The 12,190-nt window shown below is 71.4% G+C and carries 12 protein-coding genes; 5 read left to right on the top strand and 7 right to left on the bottom strand.

Going from position 1 to position 12,190, the window contains the following annotated elements; all coding sequences use genetic code 11:
- Window positions 1-101 precede the first annotated feature (101 nt).
- Complete coding sequence (locus ACWDY5_RS10535) at window positions 102-1,103, top strand: LacI family DNA-binding transcriptional regulator (RefSeq protein ID WP_449721988.1); 1,002 nt, start codon at window positions 102-104, stop codon at window positions 1,101-1,103.
- Here the strand turns inward: ACWDY5_RS10535 and ACWDY5_RS10530 are convergent.
- Window positions 1,097-2,233 (bottom strand): GTP-binding protein, encoded by a 1,137-nt coding sequence (locus ACWDY5_RS10530; protein WP_449721987.1) that lies wholly within the window; start codon window positions 2,231-2,233, stop codon window positions 1,097-1,099. The two genes, ACWDY5_RS10535 and ACWDY5_RS10530, sit on opposite strands and share 7 nt — an antisense overlap.
- 63 nt (window positions 2,234-2,296) lie before the next feature.
- On the opposite strand from ACWDY5_RS10530, the gene ACWDY5_RS10525 reads away from it, so the two are divergent.
- Window positions 2,297-3,055: a sugar phosphate isomerase/epimerase family protein gene (locus ACWDY5_RS10525; protein ID WP_449721986.1), complete on the top strand. Its 759-nt coding sequence runs from the start codon at window positions 2,297-2,299 to the stop codon at window positions 3,053-3,055.
- On the opposite strand, the gene ACWDY5_RS10520 is transcribed toward ACWDY5_RS10525, so the two are convergent.
- Window positions 3,048-4,052 carry an extracellular solute-binding protein gene (locus ACWDY5_RS10520; protein WP_449721985.1) on the bottom strand — a complete coding sequence of 335 codons (1,005 nt, stop codon included), beginning with the start codon at window positions 4,050-4,052 and terminating at the stop codon, window positions 3,048-3,050. The genes ACWDY5_RS10525 and ACWDY5_RS10520 overlap by 8 nt on opposite strands.
- A gap of 355 nt (window positions 4,053-4,407) precedes the next feature.
- On the opposite strand from ACWDY5_RS10520, the gene pdhA reads away from it, so the two are divergent.
- Genes pdhA through ACWDY5_RS10505 form a run of 3 tightly spaced genes read left to right on the top strand, consistent with a single transcriptional unit; the run spans window position 4,408 to window position 7,991 of the window.
- The gene (gene pdhA, locus ACWDY5_RS10515; RefSeq protein ID WP_449721984.1) at window positions 4,408-5,637 is read left to right on the top strand and encodes a pyruvate dehydrogenase (acetyl-transferring) E1 component subunit alpha; all 1,230 of its coding nucleotides are present in this window, start codon (window positions 4,408-4,410) and stop codon (window positions 5,635-5,637) included.
- A complete protein-coding gene (locus tag ACWDY5_RS10510) occupies window positions 5,637-6,659 on the top strand; it encodes an alpha-ketoacid dehydrogenase subunit beta (protein ID WP_449721983.1) in 1,023 nt (340 codons plus the stop codon). Before pdhA ends, ACWDY5_RS10510 begins: the two co-directional genes overlap by 1 nt.
- A gap of 9 nt (window positions 6,660-6,668) precedes the next feature.
- Window positions 6,669-7,991: a dihydrolipoamide acetyltransferase family protein gene (locus tag ACWDY5_RS10505; protein ID WP_449721982.1), complete on the top strand. Its 1,323-nt coding sequence runs from the start codon at window positions 6,669-6,671 to the stop codon at window positions 7,989-7,991.
- On the opposite strand, the gene ACWDY5_RS10500 is transcribed toward ACWDY5_RS10505, so the two are convergent.
- From ACWDY5_RS10500 to ACWDY5_RS10480, 5 genes are all read right to left on the bottom strand, one after another.
- Window positions 7,988-8,614 (bottom strand): phosphatase PAP2 family protein, encoded by a 627-nt coding sequence (locus tag ACWDY5_RS10500; RefSeq protein WP_449721981.1) that lies wholly within the window; start codon window positions 8,612-8,614, stop codon window positions 7,988-7,990. The genes ACWDY5_RS10505 and ACWDY5_RS10500 overlap by 4 nt on opposite strands.
- Window positions 8,592-9,776: an MAB_1171c family putative transporter gene (locus ACWDY5_RS10495; protein WP_449721980.1), complete on the bottom strand. Its 1,185-nt coding sequence runs from the start codon at window positions 9,774-9,776 to the stop codon at window positions 8,592-8,594. The genes ACWDY5_RS10500 and ACWDY5_RS10495 overlap by 23 nt, the downstream gene beginning before the upstream one ends.
- A 3-nt stretch (window positions 9,777-9,779) precedes the next feature.
- Complete coding sequence (locus tag ACWDY5_RS10490) at window positions 9,780-10,370, bottom strand: ImmA/IrrE family metallo-endopeptidase (protein ID WP_449721979.1); 591 nt, start codon at window positions 10,368-10,370, stop codon at window positions 9,780-9,782.
- Window positions 10,367-10,798: a helix-turn-helix domain-containing protein gene (locus ACWDY5_RS10485; protein WP_449721978.1), complete on the bottom strand. Its 432-nt coding sequence runs from the start codon at window positions 10,796-10,798 to the stop codon at window positions 10,367-10,369. The genes ACWDY5_RS10490 and ACWDY5_RS10485 overlap by 4 nt, the downstream gene beginning before the upstream one ends.
- Before the next feature lie 254 nt (window positions 10,799-11,052).
- Window positions 11,053-12,186: a GAF domain-containing protein gene (locus ACWDY5_RS10480; RefSeq protein ID WP_449722076.1), complete on the bottom strand. Its 1,134-nt coding sequence runs from the start codon at window positions 12,184-12,186 to the stop codon at window positions 11,053-11,055.
- Window positions 12,187-12,190 lie beyond the last annotated feature (4 nt).

Below are 12,190 nucleotides of genomic sequence, written 5' to 3'. Positions count from 1 at the left end.
TCGTCCCATGGCTGCCTCCAACAAGCGTGTGGCGCGCAACGGTAGTGAGCGGGTTCACTAGCGGCAAGCGTTTGCGCAAGCGCTTGCGGAAGGTGGAACCGATGGTGACCATGCGGGACGTCGCCGAGCTGGCGGGCGTGTCGATCACGACGGTGTCGCACGTGGTCAACGGCACCAGAACGGTGGCCGGGGAGACCAGGGCCAGGGTGCTGGACGCGGTGGCCAGAACCGGCTACACCGGCAACGCGATCGCCCGCTCGCTGGTCACCGGCGGCACCCGCTCGCTGGGCGTGGCCATCTCGCTGGTGGCCAACCCGTACTTCGCCGAGCTGATCCAGGCGGTGGAGAGCGAGGCCAGCGCGGCCGGGTTCACCCTGCTGCTGATCGACACCCACGACGAGCCCTCGGCCGAGCAGGCCGCGGTGCGCGCGTTGCGCTCCCGCCGGGTGGACGGGCTGCTGCTGACGCCCTCGGCCGGGGCCTCCGGGGCCTTGCTGCCGGAGCTGCGGCAGCTGGGCACGCCGGTGGTGCTGATCGACCGGCTGCCCAGCCACGGGCTGCTGGACCAGGTGGGGCCGGAGAACGCGGGCGCGGCCGCGGCGCTGGTCGGGCACCTGGCCGAGCTCGGCCACCGGCGGATCGGGCTGGTCAGCGGGGCGGCCGGGCTGACCACGACCAGCGAGCGGGTGCACGGGTACCGGCTCGGGCTGGGCCGGGCCGGGTTGCCGGTGGACGAGTCGCTGGTCGTCTCCGGCGAGTCGGCGATCGGGCCGGCGGGGACCGCGTTGCGCCGGTTGCTGGCGCTGCCGGAGCCGCCGACGGCGGTGGTCACCGGGAACAACGCGATGCTGGTCGGGGTGTTGCGCACGCTGCGCGAGCTGGGCCTGCGGGCCGGGCGGGACCTGGCGCTGGTGGGCTACGACGAGGTGGAGTGGGCGGATCTGGTAGACCCGCCGCTGACCACGATGGCGCAGCCGGTGGAGGAGATCGGGCGGACGGCGGTGCGGATGCTGCTGGCGCGGATCGCCGAGCCGGAGCGGGCGCCGCGCACGGTGCGGCTGCCTGCCCGGTTCGTGCACCGGCGCTCCTGCGGGTGTCAGTGAACGTGCAGGTCCTCGACGTCCCACTGCGGCAACGGGTCCGGCAGCGCGCGCCAGGTGTCTGGACCGGCGGCCAGTTCTTCGTCGGTGAGCAGGGCCGGGTCCAGGCGGCGGTAGGGCTCGTCGGGGGGCTGGTGCTGGCCGATGAAGACGATCTCCTGGCCGCGCGGGCCGTCCGATTCTGACCACAGCGCGGCCGGGTCGATGGTCAGGTTGGGGCCTGCCTGGGACCACAGGGCCATGATCTCGGGGCGGGTGGCGAGCCAGCAGAATCCCTTGCTGCGCAACAGGTCTGTCCAGTCCGACAGGGCTTCGGCGAGGCGTTCGGGGTGGAAGGGGCGGTCGGCGCGGTAGGTGGTGCTGCTGATGCCGTACTCCTCGGTCTCCGGCAGGTGCGTGCCGGAGAGCTCCTGGGCCCAGCCGGGGTACTGGGCCGCGGTGTCCGGGTTGTAGCGGCCGGTGTTGAGGATCTCGCTCGGCGCGATCACGCCGTGCTGGGTGCGCAGGCGGCGGGCGCTGGGGTTGAGTTTGGTCAGCAGGTCTTCCAGCAGGCCGAGCTCGGCCGGGGTGACCAGGTCGGTCTTGTTGATGATCAGGGTGTCGGCGAACTCGACCTGGTCGATCAGCAGGTCGGCGATGCCGCGTTCGTCGTCCTCGGTGGCGGCGATGTCGCGTTCGGCAAGGGCCTGGCCGTCGCGCAGTTCGGCCAGGAAGGTCGAGGCGTCGACCACGGTGACCATGGTGTCCAGCCGGGCCACGTCGGCCAGGCTGGTGTTGTCCTCGAAGGTCCACTCGAAGGTCGCGGCCACCGGCATGGGCTCGGAGATGCCGGTGGACTCGATCAGGATGTGGTCGAAGCGACCGCCCTTGGCCAGCTCGCCGACGGTGTCCAGCAGGTCGGCGCGCAGCGTGCAGCAGATGCAGCCGTTGGTCAGCTCGACCAGGCGTTCCTCGGTGCGGTCCAGCCTGGCCTTGGCGGCGACCAGGCTCGCGTCGATGTTGATCTCGCTCATGTCGTTGACCACCACCGCGACCCGCAGGCCTTCCCGGTTGGCCAGCACGTGGTTGAGCAGCGTGGTCTTGCCGCTGCCGAGGAAGCCGGAGAGCACGGTGACGGGAGTCCTGACAGCCATGGTTGTGAATGATAACGGTTATCGTTAGCGTCATTGGCCGGTGGTTGAGTCGAGGGAGGGCTTGTGATCGTTCCGGGTGTGGTGTCGGTGACCTTCCGGCAGCTGGCCGCGACCGAGGTCGTGCAGCTGACCGCGGCGGCCGGGTTGTCGGCGATCAGCTGGGCCGGGGACGTGCACGTGCCGCTCGGCGAGCTCGGCACCGCGCGGGCGGTGGGCGCGGCCACCACCGCGGCCGGGCTGTCCGTGGAGGGCTACGGCTCCTACTTCGACGCCGGGGACGCCGCGCCGGAGGTCTTCGACGACGTGCTGCGCACCGCGGTCGCCCTTGGCGCGCCGACCATCCGGGTCTGGGCAGGCAAGCGCACGCCGGAGGACTCCGATGCCGCGCACCGGGCGCGGGTGGTCAGCGAGCTGGTGCGGTGCGCCGAGCTGGCCGCGACCGAGGGTGTCCGGGTGGCGGTGGAGTTCCACGTGCACACGCTGACCAAGACGCTGGACTCGGCGGTGAAGCTGTTCGCCGAGGCAGGCCACGAGAACCTGGTGCCCTACTGGCAGCCGAGGGAGCTGCCGGAGGTCGCGGAGTGCCTGACCGAGGTGCGCGCGCTGCTGCCCTCGGTGACCGCGGCGCACGTGTTCTCCTGGGGCGCGGACGGCTTCGACGAGCGGCTGCCGCTGGACGCGCGGCCCGACCTGTGGCAGCCGGTGCTGGCCGAGCTGGCCGCGGACGGGGTCACCCGGCACGCGCTGCTGGAGTTCGTGGTGGACGACGATCCCGCGCAGTTCCGGCGGGACGCGGCCACGCTGCTGGGCTGGCTCACCTGAGGCCGGTCTCGGCCAGCAGCTTCAGCGACTCCTGCAGGCTGGCCAGGCGGTTGAGGTTGAGGTCAGGGCCGCTGATCTCGGCCAGCGGCGGCAGCCGGTGTTTGGTCGACCTGATCCCGGCGCGCACCGGGTACTCGGCGATGTGGTCGGCGAAGAACTGCTGGGCCGGTTCGGAGAGCAGGAACTCCACCGCCTTGTGCGCCAGGGGCGCATCGCCTCCGCGCAGCACGCAGGCACCGGCGATGTTGACCAGCGCGGCCGGGTCGTTGCCGCTGACGTGGTGCAGGCGGGCGCGCAGCTTGTCCGCGCCTACCTGGGCCGCCTTCTCGTACCAGTAGTAGTGGTTGATCAGGCCCAGCGCGACCTCGCCGCGGTCCACCGCGTCCAGGATCGGCCAGTTGGACTCGAAGCGGCGCGGGTTGTTCCCCTTGAACCTGGTCAGCCAGGTCCGCGCGCCCTCCTCGCCGCGCAGCACGCGCAACGCGGTGACGAAGGAGTGCCAGGAGCCGTTGCCCGGGGCATAGCCGATCTTCCCGCGCCATCTGGGCAGCAGCAGGTCGTCCGCGCTCGTGGGCAGCTGGGCCGGGCTGACCTGCTTCGAGTCGTAGGCGATGACCCTGGCACGGGCCGAGAGGGCGACCCACCGGCCGCCCACCGAGCGGTAGGCGCCGGGCACCGCCTGCCGGATCTCATCCGGCAGCTCGGCCAGCAGATCCTTGTTCTCCAGCAGGCCGAGCGCGCCCGCGTCCTGGGAGATGAACAGGTCAGCCGGGCTGTCCTGGCGTTCGGTGGCCAGCTGGTCGGCGAGCTTGGCGCTGTCGCCGTAGCGGACGTCCAGTTTCACCCCAATGGCCTGCTCCATCCGGCCCAGGATCTGCCCGATCTGCTTCTCCGTGCGCCCGGAGTAGACGACCAGCGTGGGCGGTTGGCCGGCAGCCGCAGGCGGGCTGGACGGGGTGGGTTGCTCATCGCCGCAGGCGAGCAGCGGGCTTAGCATTCCCCATATCACCAGGCAGGACAGGGTGGTTCTGCCCCGTGTCCGTGGACGGAGCTGGGTCATGTGGTCTCCCGCCGAGTCAGCCGACACCCCTGAGCAAGGTAGGGGGATCGTCGGATGTTGCCCAGGGTGGGTGTCCAGTCGCGCTGAGTTCTTGATCAACCTGTCACCGGACCCTTCCGGTGTGCCGAGGCTCACTGGGATGGGTGAGCGCATGTCAGGATGGAGTGAGCGACCCGTCAGCGCCGACGGCCGAGCGCGCCATCTCAACCAGGTGGTGGCGACGATCGACGGCGCCGTCGCACCCGACCGTCACAAGCGGTCGGGCGGCCTTGTAGACGAGGAGAATGACGCCATGTCGTCGCCGGAGTACTGGACGCAACCCCGCGCGGGTGAACCGGACGCGCCCCATCCCGGAGTCCCCGCCGCCACCGCAGCCCGACCGACCGCGGAACAGGTCATCGCGGGTCTGCGGGAGACCGATGCGGGTGGCGCCGACCTGGTGCAGCTGCTGACGCCGGAGGGCGAGCGGGTGCACCACCCTGATTTCGACATCGACATCACCGCCGAGGAGCTGCGCGGCCTGTACCGGGACATGGTGCTGGTGCGCAGGGCCGACCGGGAGGCCAACGCGCTGCAGCGGCAGGGCCAGCTGGGCATCTGGGTGCCGCTGCTGGGCCAGGAGGCCGCGCAGATCGGCGCCGGCCGCGCGCTGCACCCGGCCGACATGGTGTTCCCGAGCTACCGGGAGCACGGCGTGGCCTGGTGCCGGGACATCGACCCCGCGCAGATCCTGAGCATCTTCCGGGGCACCGACCACGGCTCGTGGAACCCGCTGGAGAAGCGGTTCCACCTGTACACCATCGTAATCGGCAACCAGTGCCTCAACGCCACCGGCTACGCGATGGGCCAGAAGTTCGACGGCGTGGTCGGCGACCCCGACGGCGAGGCCACCATCGTCTTCTTCGGTGACGGCGCGACCAGCCAGGGCGATGTGCACGAGGGCATGGTCTGGTCGGCGGCCTACGACGCGCCGGTGGTGTTCTTCTGCCAGAACAACCAGTGGGCCATCTCCGAGCCGGTGGAACGCCAGACCAGGGTGCCGCTCTACCAGCGGGCCCGCGGCTACGGCTTCAAGGGCATCCGGGTGGACGGCAACGACGTGCTGGCCTCGCTCGCGGTGACCAGGTGGGCGCTCTCGGAGTGCCGCAACGGCAACGGTCCCGTGCTGATCGAGGCCTTCACCTACCGGATGGACGCGCACACCACCTCCGACGACCCGACCCGCTACCGGCTGGCCGACGAGCTGGAGATGTGGAAGCTCAAGGACCCGATCGAGCGGGTCAAGGTCTACCTGGTGCACCAGCAGTGGGCGGACAGCGAGTTCTTCGCCTCGGTGCAGGCCGAGGCGGACGAGCTGGCCGCGCAGCTGCGGGACAAGTGCGTGAACATGCCCGATCCCGCGCCCGCGCAGATGTTCGAGCACGTCTACAGCGAGGAGACCGCGCAGCTGGAGAAGCAGCGCGCGGACTACCTGTCCTACCTGGACGGTTTCGCGACGAGTGCACCCGGAGGTGAGCACTGATGGCAGCACCGACCATGGACCGGAACACCGAGACCAGCGTGCCCAAGACGCAGAAGGTCACCATCGGCAAGGCGCTCAACCTGGGGCTGCGCGCGGCGATGGACGCCGACCCCAAGGTGGTGGTGCTGGGTGAGGACGTCGGCAAGCTGGGCGGCGTCTTCCGGGTCACCGACGGCCTGCAGAAGGACTTCGGCGAGCAGCGGGTGATCGACACCCCGCTGGCCGAGTCCGGCATCATCGGCACCGCGATCGGCCTGGCGCTGCGCGGCTACCGGCCGGTGGCCGAGATCCAGTTCGACGGGTTCATCTTCCCCGGCTTCGACCAGATCGTCTCCCAGCTGGCCAAGCTGCACTACCGCTCGCGCGGGCAGATCAAGATGCCGGTGGTGGTGCGGGTGCCCTTCGGCGGCGGGATCGGCGCGGTGGAGCACCACTCGGAGTCGCCGGAGTCCTACTTCGCGCACACCGCGGGCCTGAAGGTGGTGGCCTGCGCCAACCCGGTGGACGCCTACTGGATGATCCAGCAGGCCATCCGCAGCGACGACCCGGTGCTGTTCTTCGAGCCCAAGCAGCGCTACCACGAGAAGGCCGAGCTGGACACCACGGTGACGCCCGGCCCGCTGTTCGCCTCCAGGGTGCTGCGCAAGGGATCCACGGTGACCGTGGCCTGCTACGGCCCGACCGTGAAAACCTGCCTGGAAGCCGCGGCCGCGGCCGCCGAGGAAGGCCTTGAGCTGGAGGTCATCGACCTGCGCTCGCTGTCCCCGCTGGACCTGGGCCCGGTGTTCGAGTCGGTGCGCCGCACCGGCCGGCTGGTGCTGGTCAGCGAGGCGCCGCCGGAGGCCTCGATCACCTCGGAGATCACCACCAGGGTGCAGGAGGAGTGCTTCTACTCGCTGGAGGCGCCGATCCTGCGGGTCACCGGCTTCGACACCCCGTACCCGGCGAGCAAGCTGGAGGACGACTTCCTGCCCGACCTGGACCGGGTGCTGCACGCCGTCGAACGCTCGCTGGGCTGGTGAGGGGACACAATGCCGCAGTTCAAGCAGTTCCCCCTGCCCGACACCGGTGAGGGGCTGACCGAGGCGGAGATCCTGACCTGGCACGTCAAGCCGGGTGACACCGTCACGGTGAACCAGATCATCGTGGAGATCGAGACCGCCAAGGCCGCGGTCGAGCTGCCCTGCCCGTTCGCCGGGGTGGTCACCGAGCTGCACGCGCAGCCGGGTGACACGGTGGAGGTCGGGGTGCCGATCATCACCGTGGACGTTGACCCCGGTGGCACGGCCGCGCCTGAACCGGGCGGCTCCACCGGCAAGATCGGCGAGGAGATGCCGGGCGGGCGGATCGCCACCCTGGTCGGCTACGGGCCGCGCACCGGGACGGCGAAACGCCGCCAGCGCAAGGGATCCGCGCCCGCCGCCCCGGCCGCGGTGGTCGCGCCGGAGCCAGTGGTCGCGCCGGAGCCGGTCGCCGGTGGTTACGTGCCGCTGGCCAAGCCGCCGGTGCGCAAGCTGGCCAAGGAGCTCGGCGTGGACCTGCGCGCGCTCAACGGCTCCGGCCGGGACGGCGTGATCACCCGCGAGGACGTGGAAGCCGCCGCCCGCAACGGTTCCGAGGTGTCCACTGTGGACACTCAGGGCTACGACCCGGCGACGCGGGAGCGCAGGGTGGCGGTGCGCGGGGTGCGCAAGGCGACCGCGCAGGCCATGGTGGACAGCGCGTTCACCGCCCCGCACGTGACCGAGTTCCTCACCGTCGACGTCACGCCGATGATGGAGTTGCGGGCGAAGCTGAAGAACCACCCGGAGTTCCGCGACGTCAAGATCACTCCGCTGGCCTTCGCGGCCCGCGCGGTGTGCCTGGCGGTCAAGCGGACCCCGGATGTGAACGCCAGCTGGGACGCCGCGGCCAACGAGATCGTCTACAAGTCCTACGTGCACCTGGGCATCGCCGCGGCGACCCCGCGCGGCCTGGTGGTGCCGAAGGTGCGGGACGCGGACGCGATGTCGTTGCGGGAGCTGGGTCTCGCGCTGGAACAGCTCACCGCCACCGCCAGGGACGGCAAGACCGCGCCCTCGGACATGGTCGGCGGCACGTTCACCATCACCAACATCGGCGTGTTCGGCATCGACACCGGCACGCCGATCATCAACCCCGGTGAGTCCGCGATCCTCGCCCTCGGCGCGATCAGGGACATGCCGTGGGTGGTGGACGGCCAGGTGGTGCCGCGCAAGGTCTGCCAGCTCGCGCTGAGCTTCGACCACCGGGTGGTGGACGGGCAGCAGGGCTCGCGGTTCCTGGCCGACGTCGGCGCGCTGCTGGCCGACCCGGCGATGGCGATCACCTTCTAGCCCAGCACCAGTTCGAGTCCCCAGTAACCACCACCACCGGCCAGGATCCCGACGGCGGCGCCGACGAGGACCTGGCCGGTGGTGTGGTCGCGCAAGGCCACCCTTGACCACATCACCCAGGCGGCGAGCAGGGCGGCGAGCCACAGCCAGGGGCCGTAGGTGAGCACCAGCATCACCACCGCGCCCGCGGCCACCGCGGCGTGCAGCGAGATCTTCCAACGCGCGCCAAGGGTGATGGCCACGCAGACCACCAGCGAGACGAACATGGCCGCGGCCAGCGAGAGCAGCTGGTGCGGGGCCTGGCCGAGGAACAGGATCAGCCAGCCGACCGAGAGCGAGCCAAGGCACAGCAGCAGCGGGACGGTGCGGCCCTCGCGGTTGTGCACGTGGTGGGTGTCGTAGCGGCCCGCCTTCGCGCCGCGCAGGATCACCAGCATCGGGATGACCGAACCGGTGACACCCACGACCAGGCCCCACAGCAGGGTCGCGCCGAGCTGGTGGCCGGTGGCCGGCCAGGCGACCAGCAGCGGCAGCGCGAGCACCCAGACCCAGGGCGCGAGCACCTCGGTGGCGATCCGGGCGGCCAGTGGGCGGGCGGTGTCAGTGCTCGGCGGAGCGCTCATGGTGTTCGCTGACCTCGTTCAGGACGGTACGCACGATCGGGGAGCCGGTGAACGCGGCGGCGACCTTGCTCAGCCACAGCGGTTCGTCCTCATCCTCGCTGGTGTCGGGGTTGGTGAACACCACGGGGGCCTCGGTGCGCACTGGCAGGCCCTGCTCGAAGGCACGCAGGCCGACCGCGATCACCGCGGCCTCGGCGACCGCCCGCAGCTCCTCGCCGGCCAGCCCCTGTTCCCGGCCGAGCTGCCGCGCGCGGTCGGCGACCTCCGGCAGCAGGTAGGGCTGGAGCGGGCCGATCAGCACATCCCTGATCTCCACCACCCGGTTGTGCAGCAGGCCGGTGCTGTACCGGTGCGGGCGGGCGAACACCAGTTGCGGGGCGGCCGCGGTGAGCGCGGCCCACAGCGGCTGGATCCGGCGGAGGGTCTGCCGGGCGGCCAGCCTGGGGCCGATCGGCGGCACGAGCACCCCGGCGATGACGGTGACCACCGCGACCAGCACGGTGAACGTGCCGATGCCACCGGCGCCGTGCTCTTCCCAGGGCAGCGTCACGAAGATCGTCGCCACGCTGTAGAAGAGCTTGTGCGCCACGAACAACAGGCCGAACGCGCTGCCGATGCCGAGTAGCTTCACCCCGCGCCGCAGGTGGCGGCCGGGGATGTGCCGGGCGTTGCGCCAGGAGGACAGCACCACGTCCAGCAGCGCCCAGGCCAGGTAGAGGTCGAACACGACCAGGTACTCCACCACCCACGGGCGGTCGCCGTACTGGGCGTTGATCACCGGGATGCCCTCGGGCAGCGGGCCCAGCAGGTAGCAGACGACCAGGAAGACCTCGGCCATGAGCAGCAGCACCAGGCGCGGCCTTGCCTTGCGCGGCACGGTGTCGTCGTCGTGGTGCAGGTGCAGGGTGAACGCGCCGAGCTGGTAGGCCGCGACCAGGGTGGCCAGGTGCTGGACGAGCTGTTGCAGCGCGGGCACCCCGATCAGCTCGACCAGCTGGTACTGGAAGAAGCCGATGAGCAGCGCCAGGTCGAGCCAGAACAGCGCCTGGCACATGGCGGCCACCCCGGACCGCGGGTTCCGCCGCCAGGACCGCACCCAGTAGATCAGCGCCGCGGTCACCACGAGCAGCGCCAGGGCGTGCGAGATGCGCGCGACGATCACCGGTCAGTCCTCCAGCAGCGAGCGGTAGCGGCGGATGACGCGGTCCTGGTCCCGGTCGAGCGCGCCCGCGCCGCCGTGCAGCGAACCCGCTCGTTCCTCGACGAGGTAGGCGAACAGTTCGGCCGCCCGCTCCTGCCGGTCGGTGTAGACGGTGCGCTTGGCCGCGCGCAGCACAGTGGCCGGATCGCCGGTGACCTCTTCCGCGGCCAGGTCGTCGATCGACTCGGTGCGGTGCCGCAGGCAGATGTGGCCCAGCTCGTGCAGGATGACGTGCTGCTGGTGCATCGCGGTGGTGTCCTCGCGGTAGAAGAGGAAGTCCTGCCGGCTACCCGCGAGCCACATGCCGTACGGGAGTGGCTCGTGCTGGGCGCGGGCCTGTGCCACCACGTGCGCCGGGTAGGGCAGCACGGCGATCGAGCGCTGCCTGCGCGCCGCGACCAGCCGGACCAGCTCCCGCACGTCGAAGGGATCCGGCAGCTCCAGACCGGTCACCTCCCTGGCCACCGCGGCCTCGTGCAGCACCGGTTCCCCGGTGTCTGCCGCGGCCGGCCTGCCGCCCCGCCGCCACCACGGTCGTCCCCCCTGTCCGGTCACCGCGGGTCCGGTTCCGGTGTTTCCAGGTCCCTGACGTGGTCGATCATGGCCATGATCAGGTGCTGGTGCTGCGGGGACAGCTCGTCCACCCGCCGCAGCAGCACCTGGGACACCTCGCTCGGCGGTGCCTCGCCGACCAGCTCGGCCCGGACCCTGGCATGGACCTGCGCGTCCATGAAGTAGCCGGCCGGCACGCCGAAGGCCTCGGCCAGCGCCCGGATGTGACTGCCTTTGGGGTCGTCCCGCTGACCGTTGCGCAGCATCCAGATGTAGCTCTGCGTGATGGAACCGCCGTTCGCCCGGACCGCGGCCGCGATGTCCTCGTTGCTGAACATCCGGCCGTCGTCCCGCCTGCGCTTGTCGAACAGCAGGTTCAACGCCTCGGCGAAGGGCGGCAGCGCCTCACCGGCCTTGTCCCCAGTACCCACCTGGCCAGCCTACTTTCACCCGGGTAGAGAAACAACGGCCGGGATCTTCACGGCTGTTGACATCGCTCGACACGATGTGATTACCTAGCAGTGCTTCAACGGTGGTGAAGACAGGGGGGAAATAACTCAACGACTGTGAATGTCGTTGACCGGCTTCACCGCGGGGGGAACCTTGGGGGCCCTCGAACCCGTTGCAAGAACCGGCCGCGGCTCCGTTTGGTCCCCAGTCGAACGGAGCCGCGGCCGTCCTCCGCTCAGGGCAGTGGCACTTCCCAGCTGACCGTGGTCCCGCTGCGCGGCGAGGAGGCCACCCGGCACCGGCCACCGGCGGCGGCCGCGCGTTCCTCGATGTGCCGCAGGCCGCGCCGGGTGACCCCGCGCGGGATGCCGCAGCCGTCGTCGGCGACCTGCAGGCGCAGCCCGTCGGCGTCCCGGTTGGCCCGCACCCACACCGAGCGCGCGCCGGAGTGCCGGACCACGTTGGACAGCGCCTCGCGCAGCGCGGCCCGCGCGTGGTCGGCCACCGCGGTGGGGATGGCGGTGAGGTCGCCGTTGATCTGGAGCTTCGGCTGCACGCCGAGCAGCTCACCGGCGATGGCGATCTCCGCCTGGATGGAGTCGAGCAGGTCCGGCGCCCGGTCCGCGCCGTCCGGGTCGGCCGAGCGCAGGGTGCGCACGGTGGCCCTGACCTCGGCGATGGTCTTGTCCAGCTCGTCGACGGTGTCCGCGATCCGGTGCGCGTCGGCCTCGTCCAGCCGGCCGGCCAGCCTGCGGCCCAGCAGCTCCAGCTGCACCCCGGCGGCGTAGAGGCGCTGCACGATCACGTCGTGCAGGTCGCGGGCGATCCGCTCGCGCTCCTGGTAGACCGCGATCCGCTGGCGCGCGGTGGAGCCCTCGGCCAGCACCAGGGCCAGCCCGGCCTGCACCGCGAAGGAGTTGACCACGTCCACGGTGGACTGGGCGAACGGCTTGGCCCCCTTGCGCCGGTACACCGTGAGCGCGCCGAGCCGCTGCTCCCTGGTGCCGAACGGGGCCACCGCGAACGGCCCGTACCCGCGCAGCGCCCGGGGCACGAACGGCGCGGTCCTCGGGTCCGCGGTGAGGTCGTCCACCACCACCGGCACCCCGCTGCGGGCCACCCTGGCCGCCGTCGAGCGCGGGGACAGCACGGCGCCGACCGGGTCCTCCTCGCTGCGCCCGTGCGCGGCCTCCACGGTGAGCCCGCCGTCGTCGTTGCGCACCATGACCAGCCCCAGGTCCGCCTCGGCCAGCTCGGCCACCCGGCGCACCACCAGCGGCAGCACCGCGTCCGGGTCGTCGCCGGAGAGCGCGGCCGTGGTGATCTCGGTGGAGGCGGCCAGCGCGCGGGCGGCCAGCGAGGGGTCCATGACC

Source organism: Crossiella sp. NPDC003009 (genome assembly GCF_053591555.1).
This window is presented reverse-complemented; position numbering and strand designations above follow the sequence as displayed.